Source organism: Chitinophaga sp. G7 BAM 1005 (assembly GCF_057126945.1).
Genome location: NZ_CP181478.1, coordinates 5,852,471 through 5,875,815 on the forward strand (window position 1 = coordinate 5,852,471; position 23,345 = coordinate 5,875,815).

The following is a 23,345-nucleotide window of genomic DNA, read 5'->3' on the forward strand; positions in this document are numbered from 1 at the left end:
AAACATCGGAACATGAAAAATAAAAGGCTTTGTCTGTCACTCATCATACTGGGCTGCGCAGTAGCTTCCTGTAACAAGGACTTCCTGCAACGCAACCCACAAACGGAGATCTCACCGGAAGCATACTTCAACTCACCACAGGACCTGAACACCTACATCAACGGCTTGTACGACGATAACCTCTCGGCGCCTTATGACGACAATAACTCTGATAACGTTTCCGGCAACACCGGCAGCGAAATGGACAAACTGGTGCACAACACCCTCGACGAAAACACCGTTGGCGGATGGAACGACTGGGATATACTGCGCGATATCAACTTCCTGCTGGATAACGCCGGCAAAGCAAAAGGAGACGCTGCCGACATTAATCACTACATAGGCATTGCCCGCTACTTCCGTGCAAGGTTTTATTTTGAAAAGATAGCCACCTATTCTGATGTGCCCTGGTACGGTCACGCATTAACAGATGTGGATCCTGATCTGTACAAAGGCCGTGATCCCAGGTCCGCAGTGGCCGACTCTGTGCTCGCTGACCTACAGTTTGCTGTGGATAATATTAAGGTAGATGATAAAGACAACGGCACCCGCGTAAATAAATATGCTGCACTGGCACTCATGTCCCGCTTCTGCCTTTTCGAAGGAACATTCAGAAAATATCACGACGAAGTAAAACTTGCCAGCACCGCGGAAACCTTCCTCCAGAAAGCAGTATCGGCAGCGCAACAGGTAATAGGCAGTAACCGTTATGTGATCTACAACAATGGTAAAGGCGGGGAAGATTACCGCGCATTGTTTTCCAGTCTTTCCTTAAACGGCAATAAAGAAATTATCCAATGGAGAGATTATCCACAGAGTCTTGGTAAAGGAAACAACACGCATACTGTACTCGGATGGACCTGGTCGCTCAGCCAGAGCCTTGTATACAGCTACCTGATGAAAGACGGCACCCCGTTCACTTCACAGCCAGGCTATGATAAAATAGGGTTCAACGCTACCTTCAAAAACCGCGATCCACGCCTGGCCGAAACAGTTGCCTATCCTGGCTTTTCTACCACCCAGGATAACAACCTCTACATCGCAAAGCCTAACCTCGGCGCTTACGATCAGCTGAAGTTTTACCCACGCGATCCGAAGCAACGCCAGGGCTGGGAAACTAACTACACCGCTTTACCTGTATACCGCTACGCCGAAGTACTGCTCAACTTCGCTGAAGCAAAAGCAGAACTGGGCAGCCTCACACAGGCCGATCTTGATATATCGGTGAACCTGCTCCGCCGCAGGGTGCAAATGCCCGACCTCAACCTTGTTACCGCCAACGGAAATGTGGACCCGGTGCTGAATGCAGCCTACCAGGTAAGCGGCGCCAATAAAGGCGTGTTGCTGGAAATACGCCGCGAAAGAAGAGTGGAACTGGCCTGCGAAGGGCTACGTCTCAAAGACATCAATCGCTGGAGAGCAGGCGCACGTTTACAGGAAGCGCCACAAGGCATGTATGTTCCCGCACTCGGCGGCATTGATATGAGTGGCGACAATGTAGCCGACATCGCTATTCTGCCCAACACTACAGATACCTCTTCTATCGCCGGGCTACCCGCTGATGTAAGAGCAAGACTGTTGCGTTTCTACCTCACCGATAAAAACGGGGAAAATAATTTCTACCTCGACAACGGCACCAATGGGCATATTAAATTTACTGCCGACCGTTCCGGCCGTACTTTTAAAGAGCCCCAGTTTTATTATCGTCCTATACCAAAACAACAGACGATACTGAATGATAAACTGAAACAGATATTCGGCTGGTAAACCGGATAAATAGTGATGAGCAGGATTACCATGATCTATGTTTTTGCAATGATATCATTCTCTGCAAAAAACACAGATCATGGTAATCCTTTTTTAGTCCCGCAATCATGCTTATAAAACAAACCCATTCATGAAGAAATTACTCTTAACCCTCCTCATCGCCTGCAGCCTGCAAACGCTGATGGCACAGGGATTCTCCGGGCAGGTATTTATAGACGACAATGCCGACGGCAAAGCCAGCAACGCGGAAAAAGGACTTGCAGGAGTACGCGTATCCGACGGACTACACATAGCCATCACCGATATCAACGGTAACTATCACCTCCCCGGTCACGCCAAAACAAGATTTATATTTATCACCACACCCGCCGGATACCGGTTCACCAAAGCATTCTATATTCATACTGATAGTATCGTGTCCACCTACAACTTTGGTATACAGCCCGTGACTAAAGCCACGGCCGCCGCCGCAAAATTTGTACGGCTCACCGATACAGAAACCTACCAGTTCAACAACTGGATCACCGATGCAAAAGAATATGCACATAATGAAAACGCTGATTTCATGATCCATACCGGCGATATCTGCTACGAAAAAGGTATGGCATTCCACGCGCAATACATCAATACGCGCACAATGGGAATACCCGTATATTACTGCATCGGCAATCATGACCTCGTAAAAGGTCCATACGGCGAAGCATTGTACGAATCCCTGTTTGGCCCGGTGTTCTACTCCTTTGATGCCGGCCCCGCGCACTTCATTGTAACGCCCATGCGCAACGGCGATTATCAACCCTCCTATACCGTAGATGACGTAATACAATGGCTAAAAAATGATCTTGCCAACACGGCGCCTGAAAAGCCCGTGATTATATTCAATCACGATCTGCTCACTTATGATACGCTGTTTACCATCCGTTCAAAAAACGATAGCATCAATCTCAACGAACATCACCTCAAAGCCTGGATCTATGGCCACTGGCATATCAACTTTGCGCGTACCCACGGCAACACCGGCATCCGCTCCCTCTGCGCAGCGCCGCCTCCCGACGGCGGTATAGACAACTCCGCGTCCAACTTCGATATAATCGGTGTGGGTAAAAACGGACTTTCGTTTGTGCAACGACGTTATACCTATGTACATGATCAACTGGTATCCGTATCCCCCTCTGCAGCAGGCATTGCATTCGACCAGGATAAAATGGTGATCAGCGCAAATGCCTATCACACTGCTTCCCCGGTAAATAAAGTACTGTTCAGCTTATTCGATAAAAAAGGAAACCTCGTGAAGCAGGTGCCGCTGCAACCCCGCTCCGACTGGAACTGGTTTGCTACTACCACCATTCCCGCCGCATGGTTAAATAGCGTATATACCTCCACGTTAGAAGCTACATTAAGCACCGGCAGGGTATTGTTCCGCAGGGATACTTTTACGCTGGTAAAAAGTACGCCCATAAAAAACAGCAACAGCTCCACCGATTGGCCGCAAGCATTACAGAACATACAACGTACAGGCGTTACCGGTATACCCACCGCCGGACCACTGCATTTAAACTGGACCGCAAACCTGGGAGGTAATATATGGAAATCATCTCCCATATGCGCAGCAGGCAAAATATTCGCAGGCACTATTGATGATGAAGGTAATCATCATAGCAGCATCACCGCGCTGGATGCACAAACCGGCAAACAATTGTGGCAATTCCCCACCGGCAACTCCATTAAACACAGCATCAGCTACCACAATGACCTGTTGCTGGCTACCGATGCGGAAGGCGTTACCTACGCCCTCGATGCCGCTACCGGGAAATTGCAATGGAAACACACCGGCGATCTGAAAAACCTGCCCGCCTATAATTCGGCTGGCGCTATCTATGATGGCATTTATTATACCGGCGCAGGCAATTATTTACAAGCCCTGGATATCCGTACCGGGCAGGTGAAATGGACGAACCACGACTGGACCGGCGGCGAAGGCACTCCCGCCGCAATGGCTATCCACAACGGGCAGCTCATCACCTCCTCTAACTGGAACCACCTGTTTGCCCACAACGCTGCCACCGGGAAATTACAATGGAAACGCAGCGATGAAGGGATCCGCTTCCGCAGCGGCACACCGGCATTCTTTGATAATTTATTGTATGTACACGGTATCAATAAACTCCACATCCTGGACCCGGCTACCGGGAAAACAATTGACAGCATCCCCGTTACGGAAGAACTCAAAACCATGACAACGCCGCTGGTCACCAATCAGTATATCATTACGTGTACTGCCTCCGGTGGTATGCTGGCCTTCGATAAAAGAACAAAAAAAGAGCAGTGGCGTTTTGTACCGGGTGAAGCCCTGTTTTATTCAGCACCTTATTCTTCTCCTTCCTCCGCTACTATCGAATCCACACCTTTACTGGCCGGCAACCGCCTCATTGCTGGCGCGTCTGACGGGTATGTATATGTGATCGACCTGGCCACCGGGAAAATGATCAGCCGCTTCAATACCGGCGCGCCCGTATTAGCCGATATGGCCGTGTATAACGGCATGCTGTACGTAGCAGATTTTTCAGGAAATGTAAATGCGTTCCGTTTATAAGAACACCTATCTTGCATAAAAGAGGATATCTCCGTTGAAGAGATATCCTCTTTTATATAACAAATTATTTCTCTACGAATATTGCTTCCCTTTTTTAAATTTTTTATTATAGTTTGCAGCAGAAGAGGAATACGGAAAGCAATTGCCAATCAACCAAACATATAACGAGAAGGCGCTTCTTTTACAGATAGCAGCAGGAGATGAACTTGTCTACAGGCAGGTATTTAACAGTCACTGGAACCAGATCTACTAGGTGGCCCTCAGCTTCCCCAAAACACCCGGAGAAGCGAAAGATGCAGTGTCTGCGCTGTTAATATCAATGGCCCTGTTGGATGGTGTGGCCAGCGAAACGCTATTCGACACAGGAAGAATACCTGAATAGAGTCATCTACCGGTACGCCATCCAAAATAAATAGCGGGGCATTGCTGCCCAGCAGGGAACTGTTTCCCCTGATTTTTATAGTAGATGATCCACCAGGGGAGCCACCGGAATTATTGATCTGTACACCAGCTACCTTTCCGCTGAGTGCCGCCACTATGTTAGGTTCGCGGCTATCTTTCAATGCAGCTGCTTTTACTTCTCCCACACTATAACCAAGTGATCGCGTTGCACTCCTGATACCAACCGCTGTTACCACTACTTCAGATAACGCCTGCTGTTGTTCCAGTTTTACTACTTTGTTCAGGTCATCCTTTGTAATCAATACTTCCTGCGACTGATATCCAATAAATGTAACGATGATGGTTTGCGGTAATTTCAACAGGCTTAACTGGTATGTTCCAGCAGCATCTGCCAGCGTGAATACTCCGATTTGCTTTGTATGGTGGGGACAAAGACTCTGGTGGTGGTAAATTCTATTAGTCTACTATTATTGTAGACAAATATACAGCCTGGTTTTGGAAAACGCAAGCGCTGCTCAAAAAAAGTTTTCGGGCGGGCGAACTTCCGCATTGGCAGGGTGGTTTGCGGCCATAGAAAAAACCCGCGCGGGGAACAGGGCTATTCTTTACTTTTGATTTATGCTACATCCATTAAGAACGCATATAGAAACGGTCTGTAAGCTGACAGACGAAGAATTTGAATATATTCTATCACACTTTACTCCTTTAAAGCTCAAAAAATACAGGTTGCTGGTAAGAGAGGGCGATTGGGTAAAACACGAGCATTTTGTACTAAAGGGATGTTTGCGGTCCTATATTACGGATGCCGACACTGGCAAGGAATTCACCTATCAATTCGCAGCAGAGAATTGGTGGATATCGGAACGGGAGGCTTTTTTAAAGCAAACTGCCGCAACTACTGCTATTGAATGTATAGAAGATTGTGAGCTTTTGGGACTGAGTTATGAAAACCGGGAAAAATTAGGCCGTGAGATGTGGAAGTATGAACATTATGTAGCAGTAAAAACAAGTCTTGGATATGTTGCGCTACAAAAAAGGCTACAGTTAATGATTATGGGTAGTACAAAAGAAAGGTTTGAGAATTTTGTTACCCAATATCCGAACTTGTATAGCCGCGTACCAAAAGCCGTTATAGCTTCTTACCTGGGAGTTTCAAGGGAAACCATAAGCCGTTTATACCGGAAATAATGGCAGATTTATCACATTTTTAAAGTGATAAATGCGTTCCCGGATGGAAAATAAGTATGGGAATTTTGTAGAATAATTTATTAAAGATGAAATCTCTACATTTATTTTCCCTGAGAGGGACATTCGTATTATTACTGCTGTTGAACGGATTACTTTCTGTAAGATCACAACCGGCAGCTCACAAACTGCCCGCCCAGTCAGGGTTCTATTCCATGCAGCTGGGCGATTTCCAGGTGATCGCATTGTCTGATGGAACGATTCCGTTGAATCTTACAGCGTTGCTGCATGAAACCCAAAAAGGCGAGGTGCTGGACCTGCTTCATCAAAACTACCTTGACACTACAGTTGAAACCTCCATAACGGCTTACCTGGTGAGGGCGAACAATCAACTGATACTAATCGATGCAGGATGTGGCAGTTTCATGGGGCCAACCCTGGGAAAATTAAAGAAAAACCTTGTTGCCGCCGGTTTTCACCCGGAAGATGTTAGTGCAATATTGCTGACACATCTTCACGCAGACCATGTAGGTGGCCTGATAAACGGAGATAAAATCGCATTTCCTAATGCCACCATATATGTCAGCAAGCCGGAAGCTGAGTTTTGGTTAACTGCTGCCAACAAGAAAACCGCCAATAAAAGGGCGCAACCATTCTTCGATCCCGCACAATCCGCCATGATACCCTATCAAAAGGCAGGTAAGGTAAAGGTGTATGATCCGGGTACCCAACTTTTTCCGGGCATTTCATCTCTCAGTTCACCGGGCCATACTCCTGGGCATAGCTGCTATGCACTGGAGAGTAAAGGACAAAAGCTGGTTTTTTGGGGAGATATGATTCATGCTGGTGCGGTTCAATTCGCCGACCCTTCGGTAACAATTGATTTTGATGTCGATTTATCCGCTGCGGCTGATGAGCGTCATAAAGCTTTTGAGGATGCAGTTAAAACTGGTTACTGGATTGCAGCGCCTCATCTTTCCTTTCCGGGAATTGGCCATTTACGCGGTGATGCGCAGCATTATCAATGGCTACCAGCCAATTATTCCATTAATTAAATTGTTTTTAACAGGGAAGAAAATTGAAGCATTAAGCCATCTGTTCCGATAGTTTAATGCTTCAATTCAATAGTGCAACATTGTTGCATTTATAAATTAATGCGTATCTTTATTCCTAAAGAAATGCTTTATCATGATTGAAATATTCAAAACAAATATCCGGGAGGCAGAACAAGTACTAAAGACGCTTGCAAATATTTTTCCGGATGCAGACATTACCTTCGACCCGGGTAATGACGATAAAATAATCCGTGTGGAGGCGCCCGTAATCCATACAAACAAGATCATCTCAACTATCAGGGAACTGGGATTTGAATGTGCTATAACGACGGACGAAGCCGGGCTTTTCTGGGAATCCAGTTTTATTGAAAAACAAACAATGTGGGGATTTGAACCCGCTGAATCCACCATTTTAGCAAAGGATTTTTTTATAAAAGAAGGAATTAAAGATATATTGATCCCCGGTATCGGATATGGCAGAAATGCAAAATTATTTGTAGACAATGGCATAAAAGTAACCGGCATTGAAATCTCAAAAACAGCTATTGACCTGGCGGGAAGCCATTATGGAGATAAAATGAAAATCTATCATGGCTCAGTAACAGCCATGCCATTTGATCATCATTTGTATGATGGCATCTTTAGCTATGGATTAATTTACCTGTTGGATACAGAAGAACGGAAAAAGTTTATCCGTGACTGTTATGCTCAATTGCAACCTAACGGGCACCTGTTCTTCTCTGTCATCTCAAAGCAATCGCCCAACTATGGAATGGGCAAACAAGTAGGCAAAGACCGCTTTGAAGCCACGAAAGGAGCCAAAATATTTTTCTATGACGAGGAATCTGTAAAAGAAGAGTTTGGGAAATATGGATTGGTGGATTTCTTTGAAATTGATGAACCTAATAAGGTGATGCCGGATAAGCCTGCTTTCAGGTTTATAATTATAAAATGTAAAAAAGAAGGATAGCAAATAAAAGCTCCCGTCCAAAATATCAGATGGGTTATCCCGAATTATTATCTATTCCCGGGCCTTCTTTTTTACAACCACAAAAAACAATGCTGGCGGCAAGCATTAAAGTGCACAGTAGTATTTTTGTAGTGTTTTCCTGGATGAAAGACATACATTCAGAATTTAGGAATTAAACAATACGGGAAACTAATTCTTTTACTGTGGCGCGGTTGTTCCAACCAGTATTTCCCGGGTTTGACTTATTATCTGGCCAGGATAGAGGATGTAACCGTTTTACAGGCAGGGGGTGCTTTTACGTTTTAAAGTCGACTTAATATTCTGCAGAAATAAAAAAGCCGAAACTTTTTCAAAAGTTTCGGCTTCAAGTGGTTGCCCAACCAGGATTCGAACCTAGACAAACAGAACCAAAATCTGTCGTACTACCATTATACTATTGGGCAATACCCTTATTGTTTGGGATGGCAAAAGTATAACTTTTTTTATTTCTGCAAAAAAAACTTGCAATATTTTTAAAATATCCTTCGGAATCCTTTACAGCAAAGACTTATAAAACTATCTCATTCACTTTTTCCGCTATCTGTGCCGGTTTTATCCACTCCATACAGGCGTAATCCCCTCTGAAGCAGGGTTTGTTGCCAAATACAGAACAAGGCCGGCAAGGCAGATCAGCGATCTGGATGGCATTTTCGGGCGACTGTGCATACCCCATAAATCCTGCAAAAGGATGGGTAGCGCCCCAAACAGATACCACCGGCACCCCAAACAGGGAAGCCAGGTGCATATTGGCCGAATCCATGCTAATCATCACATCCAGCTGGCTGATGATGGCCATTTCCTCCTCCAGGGAAAAACGCCCTGCCGCCACAATTACCTGCGGATATTGGGCAGCCAGCTGTGTAAGCAATGCTACCTCCTGCTTTCCACCCAAAAGAAATAGCTGTAGCCCCGGTTCCTGCGCCAGCATGCCTAAAACAGCCGCCATTTGCTCCAAAGGGTACATTTTCTCCCGGTAAGTGGCAAAAGGAGCCAATCCTACCCATTTTTTCCCTTGTTTCGAACCAGTTGCCGCAGTAACCGTTCCGGGCAACACACGGGGCTGAAAAACGGGTTTGCGGCCCATTTCACAGCGAAGACCCAGTTGCCGGAATACTTTCGCATACCGCTCTATTGTACTGGTAAGCGGCTGCAATACCTTATTTTCCTTCCGGGTCAGTGCTTTCTTTTCTGCGCGGCCTTTATCAATGGCCGCCACGGACGTACCGCTCAAACGGAAAAAAGTGCGGATGATCTGCGACCTGAGCACATTATGCAGGTCTGCCACCGCGGCAATCCGGTATTCCTTTTTTACTTCCCGGAACAGGCGATATAATCCCTTTACTCCTTTGTGGATGCCTTTTACATCCGCCGGGAAAAAAGTGAGCCGCGGAATCCCCGCGCACAAAGCGCCCCAGTTCCGGTTGGTCACAAAAACAATCTCCACTTCCGGATTTTCATCCAGCACCTGCTTCATCACAGGAATGGTCATGGCTACATCGCCCATAGCAGACAACCGGGTAACCAATATCGTTTTAACTGTGCCCAAGTAAGAAGATTTATTTTTCGTTTTTGTATAGAACCGGGTTCAGGGAAGGATCATTATACATCTTCATTTGCTTGTATACCTTCATAAACTTTTTACCGGCGGCAATATCCGCCAGCAGCGTCTCAATAGCGGTACTCAGGTCCTGTTGCTGCTCCAGCAGGATATCCAGCTTACGCTGGCACGCTGCACGGTGCTCAGGTGTAGCATCCGCGCGGGTGGCCTCTTCCTGCATGTGATAAATTTTCAGGGCTAAAATAGACAAACGGTCTATTGCCCAGGCAGGACTCTCGGTATTAATCCCTGCATCCGCAGCAGGCGTGGTTTTGCCGTACTTTTCCAGGAAATAACTATCGATGTACTCCACCACGTCGGTACGCTCCTGGTTGGAACGGTCTATCCAACGCTTAATACCCAATGCTTCTACCGGGTCAATCTTCGGATCGCGGATAATATCCTCCAGGTGCCACTGCACCGTGTCTATCCAGTTTTTCAGGAAAAGCAGGTGTTCAATGCTGCTCTTTTCATAGGGATTGGAAATGGCCTGATGCACATCGTTGTGCTCATGGTAGGCCACGATACTCTGGTTAAATATCTTATTGCACAATTGTGTAAACATGGCGCAAATGTACAAAGGCTGGCGACAAAAAAGAAGCGCATGGTAGAGACCATACGCTTATTGTAAAAGATTGTCATGTGAATGTTCGAGAATGCAAATCGTGAAGGCTTTCAATGGTTATCTTGGGGTTGAGATGCCGTCAAGGTTATACCACCTTATTTTCCTTTTTACCCTGAAATGATGTAATCACACCATATGTTGGCAATAATATTTTTATGATTGTTTGTTTTTGAATATTTTTTGAATGCAGTAAAAATCAATCACTCTAATGGCTAAACGTTTTATTGAGGGTGTTCTAAAATGCTATAGCTGTTAACAAAATACCAGATCACTAATTACAGGGCCAGGATCACAGACGTTATTTTTCATAAACCTGGAGTGGCCTCTCACCACTACTTTTTATGGGATTCCTCTGTTTATGTTGACAACTTTAATTGTTTAATTATTCTCAAATAGTACCGGGTTTTCTAAATAATCAGGGTTTAAAGGTGGACATCTTTATGTCCGTGTGTCTTAGTGCAAATTAAAAGGGGCCACTGCATTTCGCACTGCAGTGGCCCCCTTTTTTCATACAACGTTTGTGGTAATTACGGCTTTTTTTTGTCCAAATTAGCTCTCTTTCGTGCCCGGACGCTTAATCTTGGTAAGATAATAAAGAGGAATACCTAATAAAATAATGCCCAGTCCGGGTAAAGTATAGTTGGTTTCAAACACCAGCAGCAGCGCCGCCAGCGATAATGCCACTATGATGTAGATCATCGGCAACACCGGATATCCAAAAGCCTTATAGGGTCTTTCTATCTCCGGACGCTTCTTTCTTAAAATAAAAATTCCCAGGATCGTTAACACATAAAATATCAGTACACCGAAAATTACCAATGCCAGTAAATCATTGTACCTGCCGGTCAAACAAAGCATGGAAGCCCATGCACACTGAATCCACAAACCATAACCAGGTACGCTGTGCTTATTTAGCTCACCCGCTTTTTTAAAGAACAACTTATCTTCTGCCATCGTGTAATAAATCCGCGCACCTGATAAGATCAACCCGTTATTACAACCAAAAGTGGAGATCATGATCATCACCGCAATAATAATAGCGCCACTGGAACCAAAGATCTTTTCAGTTACCGCCACTGCTACCCTATCGTTGGCGGCAAATGCAATTTCATTCAGCGGCAGCACGGCTAAGTACATCAGGTTACAGCTCACATAAATGATGGTTACGATCAGTGTTCCGAGGAAAAGGGAACGGCCAATATTCTTAGAAGGATTTTTGATCTCCCCCGCAATGAAGGTTACGTTGTTCCAGGCATCACTGGAAAACAGCGACCCTTTCATGGAAACGGCAATGGCGCCAAATAACGCCAGCCCCGATAAGGCAGCTGTTACCACGGTACCATTCTGTGAAGACACGGCAGCAGCGTCCCAGGCGTGCTGCCAGTTGGCCTGCCAGATCTCAGATTTTGCGCCAAACAGCAACCCGAAAATAATGAGCCCGAATAAAGACAACAGCTTCGCCATTGTAAATACGGTTTGTATCAGCTTACCGTGGTGTACACCGCGTGTGTTAATAAATGTTAGTAAGATGATAGACACGATGGCCACTATCTGCGCCGCAGAAATCTGCACGATACCCGCATCCAGTAAAATATTCTTCTCACTGAAACCCGGGATCAGGTAAGCGGTAAACTTGGCAAAAGCTACTGCCACAGCGGCAATGGTACCAGTCTGAATAACGCCAAACTGCGTCCAGCCAAATAAAAAGGCGATAAATGGATTGTAGGCTTCCCGGAGATATACATACTGGCCGCCGGCTTTGGGAAACATCCCGGATAATTCGCCGTAACTCATTGCGGCAATCAGCGTAACAATACCTGCCAGCACCCACATAGCGGTGATCCAGCCTGCGCCGCCCACGCTACGGGCAATTTCCGCTGTTACAATAAAGATCCCGGAACCTATCATAGATCCGGCAACGATCATAGTAGCGTCCAATAAGCCCAGGGATGGCTTGAATGATTTAGTTTGGTTGATTTCCATATTGATATTTATAAAAAATCCCGGTTCATAAGGGAACCGGGACTATAAGGTAGAAAAAATTTCTGATGGTTTATCCGCTTATTTAGCAGGAGTTGCCGCGCTGTTATCATTCATTCCTTTGATAACGTCCGGGGTTACATCGTAAGCCGGATCTTTATACAGGATGTTGCTGGCAGTACTGCGATAAGAGAATATATATGCAAAACGTTTGTCGGCATTAAATGATTTCAGGAAATCATCCAGTCTTTTCTGCAATTCTTCATTAAACTTAGTCTCCTGCTCAGTATAAGTAGCACGCAGGTTCTGCGCTTCCTGCTCTAACTGCTGTTGTTTAGACATCAGGCTACGTTGCGCTGCCTCTCCCTGTTCCTGGGTAAGTGTAGAAGCTCTGCGCTGCAGATCTTCATACTCACTCTGCAATGCACGGGCCTTGCCTTTCAGCTGGTTATCCATCTGCTGCTGCTTCTGCTCCAATAAGCCTCTTTTTTCCTTGAAATACTCAAAATGCGCTTCCAGTGAATCCAGGTCTACATAAGCAATTTTAAAACTACCCGCAGCCGGAGTACCGCTGTTTGCCGCACTTGATGCAGCTGGTGCACTGTTACCAGCTTTATTTCCCTGGCAAGACATCAATAAACCGGCTGAAAATGCCGCTAATAATCCTTTAGTCACTAATTGTTTACAAGTGCGCATGTTAATAGGTGGATTTGCTTCTTTTAGTACATTTGAAAAATGGAACGGCTAAAATAAGGTTTTTAATGGATTTTCATATTCCCATCCATTTTTTTAGCTAGGTTTTAACGAATATTATTGCTTCACCTTCTCCAACAGGATCTCCGGCTCATTGGTGGTAATATAGTCCACCCCGTTTTTCAATAAATCGTCCATTATTTCCGGACTATCAATTGTCCACGCATTGGTAGTTACTTTGTGTTGCTTCGCGGTGGCAATCAGCTGCGGATCATTTTTAAACACCTGCTGGTTGTAATCCAATCCCCATATACCATCCGCCTGCAGCTGCGCCGGTGTTTTATCCCCATTGAGATAGGCTATTTTTGCCGCGGGATCAAGCTCTTTTATTTTTTTGCAGATGTTGTAATCGAAGCTGATGTAAAACATCCACGCCTGGGCCTTCTTAGCCTGTACCATCGCTACTGCTTTGGTGGCCAGTAAATCGCCCCTGCCGGTGCGGGAAGGCTTCAACTCCAGTACCAGCCGCGTGCGGTGCTGTTGCTGGATTATATCAATAAACTCCTCCAGCGTTGGAACCCGGTCCCCGTTCTTCAGCTGAACGGTCTGCAAATCCGCCAGGCTGCTCTCTTCTACCTTCTTCCCCCCTATCTCCGGATCATGTGAAATTACCAGCTCATTATCTGACGATAACCAAACATCAAATTCCGATCCTTCACAACCCAGCTTCATCGCGTCTTTCAGGGAAGTAACGCTGTTCTGGCTACCCGCCTGGTGCTTCCATGCACCTCGATGGGCCACTACTTTATTACGGATAAAATCGTCCGCTACCAGCAGGAATTCAGCAGTGTCCGTTCCCGCCTTAATACGGACCGGATACTTAAAATCACCTTCCCTGCTTACCGTGGCTTTCTTTTTCAGTTTAAGTTCATGACCGCTGACTGTAAATAACCCTGACTTGTCCTCCAGCAACGTACCGGCCGACAGCTGCCCGTTCCTGTTATAGATCTTACCAATGACCGCGTTCTTTTGCTGAACGGGAATCGTATAGGCATCCAGGTAAGTAGCGTTGGCCTGTTGTGCCGCTGCTGCGGTACCCATCAAGGTTATTCCTGCCATCAGAAATATTTTTTTGCAATTGTTCATGTGATCCGCGTTTGTGGCTAAAATAGCGCGCAATTTATTCATTTCCACTTCCCGGTTGGAAAAACACTACGTTAAATTACTATAAAGCTTTAAGAAGCGATCGCTTTAATTATGCTGTATCAGCAACACATTGAATCTGGCAGGATCCAGCGGATACCCGTTACTGATAAGCGTATATATTTTACCCGCCTGGGTAGCCATGTCGAAGGTTTTCAGCACTCTGGAGGAATCTGACCATCGGAAATTGATCTTATAATGGGCGCTGTCGCCGGAAAGCGGCGCAAAGGTAGTTAACGCCGGAAACGTGAGCCCCCTGAAAAAGCGCGGAAATGTGTCGGAATAAACATCAATACCAAGCGGGGTGCGGTTTGGCCTGAACGCCTGGGCAAAATTAATCACCCTGAATTTAGACTGGCCTGCAACCGGGGCGGCCAGGTCATCTTCCGTAACGATCAGTGTTTTTGCGCCGGCACTGTCGGCGCCCACATAAGCAGAATAATAGCGGTTGTTACGCAGAAAGATCTGCCCCTGGTATACTGCCACACCTGGCTGCCTGCTTTCAGTAATGATCAGGTTGTACTTCTGTGCCCGGAAAGATTTATATCCCGTATTGGCGCCATAACCTACGTTGGTGGCAACAGTGAAGGTATCCAGCATCACGTTAAACTGATCATCGTCAGGCGCTGCATTTACAAACAAAAAGTTACCGTGGGTATCTGGTACCGCGCTGTCACTGTTCTTCTTACAGGCGCCCAGTATCACCAACAATACTAAAACAGGAATGATCAGGTGTTTCATGAAATCCGTTTCTTTTTACGGACTCAAATGTAGTAATATTAAAACAAAAAGCGCCTGCCTTTGGGGCAAGCGCTTCTTGTTTTAATATCTGTATAATACTATTCTTCTTCGTCAAACTGGAACACTTCTTTAGAAGAGGCCAGGATGTCGTATTCTTCTTTAGAACCTACGATCATGTTTTCAAACTCACGTAAACCAGTACCGGCAGGGATCAGGTGACCTGTGATCACATTCTCCTTCAGACCCATCATATCATCGGTTTTACCGTTGATAGCAGCCTGTGACAATACCTTCGTGGTTTCCTGGAACGAAGCAGCAGAGATCCAGCTACGGGTACCGAGAGACGCCTTCGTAATACCCTGCAGGAGCGGACTGGAAGTAGCCGGCTGTGCATCGCGGTATTCTACCAGTTTCTTATCTGCACGACGCAACAGGGAGTTTTCTTCACGAACCTGGCGCAGTGTTACTATCTGACCTGCTTTCAGGTTAGCAGATTCACCGGCTTCAGTTACTACCTTCTTATCGAAGATCATATCGTTTTCTTCGAAGAAATCAAACCTGTCTTCAGTATCACCTTCGAGGAAGCGGGTATCACCCGGATCTTCGATGTTTACTTTACGCATCATCTGGCGAACAATCACCTCGATGTGTTTATCATTGATCTTCACACCCTGTAAACGGTATACTTCCTGGATTTCATTTACCAGGTATTCCTGTACAGCAAACGGTCCTTTGATAGACAGGATGTCTGCAGGAGTAGTAGAGCCATCGGAGAGCGAAGTACCGGCCTTCACAAAGTCACCGTCCTGAACCAGGATATGACGTGTTAACGGCACCAGGTATTTCTTCACCTGGCCTTCACGGCTTTCAATGATGATTTCGCGGTTACCACGTTTGATGTTACCAAAAGCTACCACACCGTCAATTTCAGAAACGATGGCAGGGTTGCTTGGGTTACGCGCTTCAAAGAGCTCAGTTACACGTGGCAGACCACCCGTGATATCTCTCAGTTTACCGATAATACGAGGGATCTTCACGATTACCTGACCAGCTCTCACCTTATCTCCTTCAGAGATAACGATGTGGGAACCTACCGGTAAGTTGTATGATTTCACCTCTTTATTACCATCTACCATGATAGACGGGATCTTATTCTTGTCTTTGGTTTCAATTACCACTTTCTCACGGTGACCAGTTTGTTCGTCCGCTTCTTCACGGAAGGTAATACCTTCAATGATGCTGTCGAAACGAATGGTACCCGGGATTTCAGACACGATAACGGCGTTGAACGGATCCCATGTGCAGAGCATATCACCTTTCACTACTTTCTGTCCGTCTTTCACCAACAGGGTAGAACCATAAGGGATGTTGTTGGTTACCAGCAGACGGTCATTTTTCACGTCCATGATACGCAACTCACCGGTACGACCGATAACGATCTGTACTTTTTCACCCTGGTTATTTTCGTAAGTGGTAGTACGTAAGCCATCAAATTGAACAGTACCATCAAACTTAGCTGGCAAACCGGATTCAACAGAAGTAGAACCGGCAACACCACCCACGTGGAAGGTACGCAGCGTCAACTGTGTACCAGGCTCACCGATCGACTGTGCAGCGATGATACCTACGGCATCACCTTTCTGTGCAGTGTAACCACTGGCCAGGTTTTTACCGTAACATTTTACGCACACACCCCGACGGCTTTCGCAAGTCAGCACGGAGCGGATTTCTACGGTTTCAATGGCGCTTTCTTCAATTCTGTGTGCAATTTCTTCAGTGATCTCAGCACCGGCAGCAACGATCAGCTCATCATCATTATGAGGATCAAATACGTCGTGCAGGGAAGTACGTCCGAGGATACGGTCATACAGTGTTTCAATCACTTCTTCATTATCTTTCAATGCGGAAGTAGCAATACCACGGAGTGTACCGCAATCTTCCTCATTGATTACCACATCCTGCGCAACGTCTACCAGACGACGGGTCAGGTAACCTGCATCCGCCGTTTTCAACGCCGTATCCGCAAGACCCTTACGGGCACCGTGCGTAGAGATGAAGTATTCCAATACGTTCAAACCATCTTTAAAGTTGGACAATACCGGGTTTTCGATGATCTCGGAACCGGTAGAACCACTCTTACGCGGCTTGGCCATCAGACCTCTGATACCAGCCAGCTGTTTGATCTGCTGCTTGGAACCACGCGCACCGGAATCCAACATCATATATACAGAGTTGAACCCTTGCTTGTCTGTTGCCAGCTCACGGATCAGGGTTTCTGTCACCTTCGTATCCACACGTGACCAGATATCAATGATCTGGTTATAACGTTCGTTGTTGGTGATCAGACCCATGTTATAGTTATCCCAAACTTCTTCTACTTCACCGGCTGCACCATCAATCATGTCCTGCTTAACATCCGGAATGATCAGGTCATTAATGTTAAATGACAGACCACCGCGGAACGCCATGCGGAAACCTAATTGTTTGATGTCATCCAGGAACTTCGCAGTTTTTGGAATGTCAGTTGCTTTAATGATATCACCGATGATTTCACGCAGCGATTTCTTGGTCAGCAGGGCATTTACATAACCAGCTGCTTTAGGTACGTGCTGGTTAAACAGTACGCGGCCTACAGTAGTTTCGATCAGTTTTCTTTCCAGCTCACCATTTGCATTTCTTACATCAGCTTTAACACGGATGTGAGCATGCAGATCGATACGGTCTTCGTTCAATGCGATGATTACTTCTTCAGCAGAGTAGAAAGCTTTACCTTCTCCTCTAACCACTACATCACCGATTGTTTTCTTACCCTTTGTGATATAATACAAACCAAGCACCATGTCCTGTGAAGGCAGGGTAATTGGCGTACCATTCTGCGGGTTAAGAATGTTATGGGAAGACAGCATCAGCAGTTGGGCTTCCAGGATTGCAGCGTTGCTCAAAGGCACGTGTACCGCCATCTGGTCACCATCGAAATCCGCGTTGAACGCAGAACATACGAGCGGGTGCAACTGGATCGCTTTACCTTCCACCAGCTTAGGCTGGAAAGCCTGTATAGACAAACGGTGCAGGGTCGGAGCACGGTTTAACATAACCGGGTGACCTTTCAGCACGTTTTCCAGGATATCCCAAACCACCGCTTCTTTACGATCTACCAGCTTCTTAGCTGATTTCACGGTTTTAACGATGCCTCTTTCAATCAGCTTACGGATAATAAACGGCTTGAATAACTCAGCCGCCATATCTTTCGGTAAACCACACTCGTGCAGTTTCAGCTCAGGTCCTACCACGATAACAGAACGTCCGGAATAATCCACACGTTTACCGAGTAAGTTCTGACGGAAACGGCCTTGTTTACCTTTCAGTACGTCTGACAGTGATTTCAGTGCACGACCACCTTCCGCTTTCACCGCGTTGGATTTACGGGAGTTGTCGAACAGGGAATCCACTGCTTCCTGCAGCATACGTTTTTCGTTACGAAGGATCACCTCAGGCGCCTTAATTTCGATCAAACGTTTCAGACGGTTGTTACGGATAATTACCCTGCGGTAAAGGTCGTTCAGATCGGAAGACGCAAAACGGCCACCATCCAACGGAACTAACGGACGCAGTTCCGGCGGTACCACAGGAATATATTGCATTACCATCCATTCAGGACGGTTTTCCACACGGCCATTGGCTTCACGGAAAGCTTCCACCACACTCAAACGCTTCAGCGCTTCCGCTTTACGTTGCTGGGAAGTTTCAGTGGCAGCCTGGTTACGTAACTGGTAAGAAAGACTGTCCAGATCAATACGGGCCAGCATCATTTCTACCGCTTCCGCACCCATTTTAGCAATAAACTTGTTAGGATCTTCATCCGGTAACAGCTGATTGTCTTTTGGTAAGGTGTCCAGGATATCCAGGTATTCTTCTTCAGTGAGCAAATCACCGTAGTTCATGCCTTTCTCCTGTTTCATGCCCGCCTGGATTACTACGTATCTTTCATAGTAAACGATGGTTTCCAGTTTCTTGGAAGACATTCCAAGCAGGTAACCGATCTTGTTAGGCAGGGATTTGAAATACCATATATGTACAACGGGTACCACTAAACGAATGTGACCCATTCTTTCACGACGTACTTTCTTCTCCGTTACCTCAACACCACAACGATCACACACAATACCCTTATAACGGATACGTTTGTATTTTCCGCAATAACATTCGTAATCCTTTACAGGCCCGAATATCCTTTCGCAGAATAAACCATCACGTTCCGGCTTGTAAGTACGGTAGTTGATGGTTTCAGGTTTCAGCACTTCACCGTATGAACGCTCCAGGATAACATCCGGAGAAGCCAGACTGATGGTAATGCTGTTAAAATTTGATTTAGGACGATTTTCTTTTTTGATAGCCATCTGTAATTAGCTTTTAGCTGTTAGCCGTTGGTGGTAAGCCAGCGACAAAAATTTTATTCCTGCGAAATATCCAAGCTATCAGCCACTGGCATCACTGCCAATGGCTGGTAGCTAAAAGCTCTTAGTCAAATTTCAGATCCAGACCCAGACCACGCAATTCATGGATCAATACATTGAAGGATTCAGGCACACCGGCTTTCGGTATGTTGTCTCCCTTCACGATAGATTCATATGCTTTGGCACGACCCACGATATCATCGGATTTAATTGTAAGCAGTTCCTGCAGGATGTTGGATGCACCATATGCTTCCAGTGCCCATACCTCCATCTCACCAAAACGCTGACCACCAAACTGGGCTTTACCACCCAGCGGCTGTTGGGTAATGAGACTGTACGGTCCGATTGAACGGGCGTGCATCTTATCATCCACCATGTGGCTCAGTTTAAGCATGTAGATAACACCCACGGTTGCTTTCTGGTGGAAACGGTCGCCCGTTTCACCATCATGCAGGTAAGCATGACCAAAGCTTGGTAAGCCTGCTTCCTTGATATAATCAGCAATTTCCTCTGTTGTAGCACCGTCAAAGATCGGAGTCGCAAAACGTACACCCAGTTTCAGACCAGCCCAACCCAATACGGTTTCGTAGATCTGTCCGAGGTTCATACGGGAAGGTACCCCGAGTGGGTTCAGTACGATATCCAGTGGCGTACCATCTTCCAGGAACGGCATGTCTTCATCACGCACAATCTTGGCTACGATACCCTTGTTACCGTGACGTCCCGCCATCTTATCACCCACTTTCAACTTACGCTTGCTGGCCAGGTAAACCTTCGCCAGTTTCAGTACGCCCGCTGGCAGCTCATCACCAATAGAGATGTTGAACTTCTCACGTTTGTAACGACCCAGCTCTTCGTTGAACTTGATGTTATAGTTATGCAGCAGGGTATTGATCTGATCGTTTACCACTTCGTCTGTTGTCCAGCCCAGCGGATTCACGTTCATGAAATCAATATTTACCAGGTTCTTCGGAGAGAACTTGGAACCCTTAGAGATCAATACTTCACCGTAAGTGTTGGTAATACCCTGGGAGGTTTTATCCTTCAGTAATACCAGCAACTTGCTCATCAGCACTTCCAGCAGGTCTTCCGCATTCTTCTGGTGAATTTTCTCCAGTTTCTCGATAGCTGCTTTCTCGCGGGTTTTGGAATTTTTATCTTTCTTGGCGCGACTGAACAGTTTCTTATCAATTACCACACCTTCTGTTGACGGAGGCGCTTTCAATGAAGCGTCTTTCGCATCAGAAGCCTTGTCACCAAAGATCGCTCTTAACAGCTTTTCTTCAGGAGAAGGATCAGATTCACCACGCGGAGTGATTTTACCGATCAGGATATCGCCTTCCTTGATGTGCGCACCAACACGGATGATACCGTTCTGGTCGAGGTCTTTTGTAGCCTCTTCACTTACATTAGGAATATCCGGAGTCAGTTCTTCTTCACCCAGTTTGGTGTCACGAACTTCCAGTTCATATTCATCAATGTGGATAGAAGTAAACAGATCCTCACGTGCAACACGCTCAGAAATTACGATCGCATCCTCAAAGTTGTAACCTTTCCACGGCATGAACGCTACCTTCAGGTTGCGTCCCAGTGCCAGTTCACCACCACGGGTAGCGTAACCTTCTGTTAAGAAGTCGCCATCCTTAACGCGCTGACCTTTCTTTACGCAAGGTCTGAGGTTAATACAGGTGCTCTGGTTGGTTTTTACGAATTTGGTCAGTGTGTAAACGATCAGATCGTCTTCAAAGCTCACCAGTTTCTGCATTTCATCACGCTCGTAACGAACATGGATTTCATTTGCATCCACAAATTCGATCACGCCATTACCATCTGCAGTAATCTGCAAACGGGAGTCACGCGCAGCCTTGCCTTCCAGACCGGTACCTACAATAGGAACTTCCGGATTCAGCAGTGGCACAGCCTGACGTTGCATGTTTGATCCCATCAACGCACGGTTGGCATCATCATGTTCCAGGAACGGAATCAGTGATGCACTCAAACCTACGATCTGGTTAGGAGCCACGTCCATGAATTCCACTTCATCTCTGTCGAGGATCGGGAAGTCGCCGGTTTCGCGGGATTTTACCTTATCATTTACAAAGTGTCCTTTGTCATCCAGTGGGGCGTTGGCCTGTGCAATCTTCACAGAATCTTCTTCCTCAGCGCTCAGGAACTCCACTTTATGCATGTCCACTTTACCATCTCTTACTTTACGGTAAGGTGTTTCAATAAAGCCCATCTCATTCACCTTCGCGTGAACGCAAAGGGTAGAGATCAGACCAATGTTCGGACCTTCCGGTGTTTCAATTGTACACAAACGGCCATAGTGGCTGTAGTGAACGTCACGCACCTCAAAGCCTGCTCTTTCACGACTCAAACCACCGGGTCCGAGAGCGGAAATACGGCGTTTGTGCGTGATTTCAGACAGTGGGTTTGTTTGATCCAGGAACTGTGACAACTGGGAAGTACCAAAGAAGGAGTTGATCACGGAAGACAGTGTCCTCGCATTGATCAGATCTACCGGCGTAAATACTTCGTTATCACGTACGTTCATTCTTTCACGGATGGTACGTGCCATACGTGCCAGACCAACACCAAACTGAGCATATAACTGCTCGCCTACAGTACGTACACGGCGGTTAGACAAGTGATCGATATCATCGATTTCCGCCTTACCATTGGTGAGCTGTACCAGGTACTTGATGATGGAGATGATGTCGTCCTTCGTCAGCACTTTCATGTCTAACGGGGTAGGAAGACCTAATTTTCTGTTGATCTTATAACGGCCTACGTCACCTAAATCGTAACGTTTGTCGGAGAAGAACAATTTATCAATAATACCCCTTGCTGTTTCATCATCCGGCGCATCCGCTCCGCGCAACTGGCGGTAGATGTGCTGAACGGCTTCCAGCTCGGAGTTAGATGTATCCTTGTTTAATGTATTGTAGATGATGGAGAAATCACCACTCACCTCTTCCTTCTGAACAAACACGCTTTTCAATCCCATGTCTACGATGGTTTCGATATTCGCTTCATCCAGGATGCTATCGCGCTCCAGCATAATTTCATTACGCTCGATGCTCACCACTTCACCAGTATCTTCATCCACAAAGTCTTCCACCCAGCTTCTTAAAACACGGGCAGCCAGCTTCTTGCCGGCATATTTATCAAGACTTTTTTTGTCTGCTTTTACTTCATCTGCCATGCCAAACAGCTGCAGAATATCTTTATCTGTTTCATAGCCGATGGCACGCAACAGGGTGGTAACCGGGAATTTCTTCTTACGGTCGATGTAAGCGTACATCACGTTGTTGATGTCCGTTGCAAACTCCATCCATGCGCCCTTGAACGGGATCACCCTTGCAGAGTAGATCTTGGTTCCGTTCGGATGTACAGATTGACCAAAGAAAACACCAGGTGAACGGTGCAGTTGGGATACAACAACACGCTCAGCACCATTAATAACGAAAGTACCTCTTGGAGTCATGTAAGGAATGTTACCTAAGAACACATCCTGGACAATCGTCTGGAAATCCACATGCTCCTCATCATTACAGCTGAGGCGGAGTTTCGCTTTCAACGGTACAGAATAAGTAAGCCCGCGCTCAATACATTCCTCGATCGTATAACGCGGCGGATCCACGAAATAATCAAGGAATTCCAGATTAAAGATATTTCTGGTATCCGTAATCGGGAAGTTCTCTTTAAATACTTTAAAAAGGCCTTCGTTGTTTCGCTTGTCTGGTGTGGTTTCTAATTGGAAGAAATCCTTGAAAGATTGGATTTGGATAGCCAACAGATCCGGTGTCTCAGTAACTTGTTTGATCTTTCCAAAATTTACTCTTTCGTTTGTTTGGGCTTTTTTTAGAGACATATTCGAAGTTAGCAGTTATATGACTTGTAAGAATTAGGGAAATTAAGATTTCTTTGCCAATACCATCCCAATTTATTTATGCCTTCTGCACGTGGTCAAAGTCACCTAAAAGTGATTCCCCGTTTTGA

General features: G+C 46.1%; 14 protein-coding genes and 1 tRNA gene. 5 read left to right on the top strand and 10 right to left on the bottom strand.

Features of this window, described 5'->3' with window-relative positions; genetic code table 11:
- The first annotated feature begins 12 nt into the window (after window positions 1–12).
- The gene (locus tag ACMXI2_RS23300; protein WP_483778451.1) at window positions 13–1,806 is read left to right on the top strand and encodes a RagB/SusD family nutrient uptake outer membrane protein; all 1,794 of its coding nucleotides are present in this window, start codon (window positions 13–15) and stop codon (window positions 1,804–1,806) included.
- A 130-nt stretch (window positions 1,807–1,936) separates the two neighbouring features.
- The gene (locus ACMXI2_RS23305) at window positions 1,937–4,399 is read left to right on the top strand and encodes an outer membrane protein assembly factor BamB family protein (RefSeq protein ID WP_483778452.1); all 2,463 of its coding nucleotides are present in this window, start codon (window positions 1,937–1,939) and stop codon (window positions 4,397–4,399) included.
- 260 nt (window positions 4,400–4,659) lie between these two features.
- On the opposite strand, the gene ACMXI2_RS23310 is transcribed toward ACMXI2_RS23305, so the two are convergent.
- A complete protein-coding gene (locus tag ACMXI2_RS23310) occupies window positions 4,660–5,253 on the bottom strand; it encodes a TonB-dependent receptor plug domain-containing protein (RefSeq protein ID WP_483782409.1) in 594 nt (197 codons plus the stop codon).
- A gap of 166 nt (window positions 5,254–5,419) precedes the next feature.
- Here ACMXI2_RS23310 and ACMXI2_RS23315 point away from each other — a divergent pair, with 166 nt between their 5' ends.
- The 3 genes from ACMXI2_RS23315 to ACMXI2_RS23325 all read left to right on the top strand — a co-directional run bounded on the left by ACMXI2_RS23315 (window position 5,420) and on the right by ACMXI2_RS23325 (window position 8,011).
- Window positions 5,420–5,989, top strand: a complete 570-nt coding sequence (locus ACMXI2_RS23315; protein WP_483778453.1) for a Crp/Fnr family transcriptional regulator — start codon at window positions 5,420–5,422, stop codon at window positions 5,987–5,989.
- 86 nt (window positions 5,990–6,075) lie between these two features.
- A complete protein-coding gene (locus tag ACMXI2_RS23320) occupies window positions 6,076–7,041 on the top strand; it encodes an MBL fold metallo-hydrolase (RefSeq protein WP_483778454.1) in 966 nt (321 codons plus the stop codon).
- 133 nt (window positions 7,042–7,174) lie between these two features.
- Window positions 7,175–8,011, top strand: a complete 837-nt coding sequence (locus ACMXI2_RS23325; RefSeq protein WP_483778455.1) for a class I SAM-dependent methyltransferase — start codon at window positions 7,175–7,177, stop codon at window positions 8,009–8,011.
- 369 nt (window positions 8,012–8,380) lie between these two features.
- Here the strand turns inward: ACMXI2_RS23325 and ACMXI2_RS23330 are convergent.
- From ACMXI2_RS23330 to rpoB, 9 genes are all read right to left on the bottom strand, one after another.
- A tRNA-Gln gene (locus ACMXI2_RS23330) sits at window positions 8,381–8,454 on the bottom strand.
- 104 nt (window positions 8,455–8,558) lie between these two features.
- Window positions 8,559–9,596 (bottom strand): glycosyltransferase family 9 protein, encoded by a 1,038-nt coding sequence (locus ACMXI2_RS23335; RefSeq protein ID WP_483778456.1) that lies wholly within the window; start codon window positions 9,594–9,596, stop codon window positions 8,559–8,561.
- Window positions 9,597–9,606: 10 nt separating this feature from the next.
- The gene (locus ACMXI2_RS23340; protein WP_483778457.1) at window positions 9,607–10,212 is read right to left on the bottom strand and encodes a DUF4254 domain-containing protein; all 606 of its coding nucleotides are present in this window, start codon (window positions 10,210–10,212) and stop codon (window positions 9,607–9,609) included.
- A 609-nt stretch (window positions 10,213–10,821) separates the two neighbouring features.
- A complete protein-coding gene (locus ACMXI2_RS23345) occupies window positions 10,822–12,255 on the bottom strand; it encodes an APC family permease (protein ID WP_483778458.1) in 1,434 nt (477 codons plus the stop codon).
- A gap of 78 nt (window positions 12,256–12,333) precedes the next feature.
- Window positions 12,334–12,948, bottom strand: a complete 615-nt coding sequence (locus ACMXI2_RS23350; RefSeq protein WP_079470663.1) for an OmpH/Skp family outer membrane protein — start codon at window positions 12,946–12,948, stop codon at window positions 12,334–12,336.
- Window positions 12,949–13,062: 114 nt separating this feature from the next.
- Window positions 13,063–14,064 carry a glycerophosphodiester phosphodiesterase gene (locus ACMXI2_RS23355; RefSeq protein ID WP_483778459.1) on the bottom strand — a complete coding sequence of 334 codons (1,002 nt, stop codon included), beginning with the start codon at window positions 14,062–14,064 and terminating at the stop codon, window positions 13,063–13,065.
- A 132-nt stretch (window positions 14,065–14,196) separates the two neighbouring features.
- A complete protein-coding gene (locus ACMXI2_RS23360) occupies window positions 14,197–14,889 on the bottom strand; it encodes a DUF4397 domain-containing protein (RefSeq protein ID WP_483778460.1) in 693 nt (230 codons plus the stop codon).
- Between the two features lie 98 nt (window positions 14,890–14,987).
- The gene (rpoC, locus tag ACMXI2_RS23365; protein WP_483778461.1) at window positions 14,988–19,286 is read right to left on the bottom strand and encodes a DNA-directed RNA polymerase subunit beta'; all 4,299 of its coding nucleotides are present in this window, start codon (window positions 19,284–19,286) and stop codon (window positions 14,988–14,990) included.
- A 121-nt stretch (window positions 19,287–19,407) separates the two neighbouring features.
- Window positions 19,408–23,217, bottom strand: coding sequence for a DNA-directed RNA polymerase subunit beta (gene rpoB, locus ACMXI2_RS23370; protein ID WP_079470667.1), 3,810 nt, complete (start codon window positions 23,215–23,217; stop codon window positions 19,408–19,410).
- Window positions 23,218–23,345 lie beyond the last annotated feature (128 nt).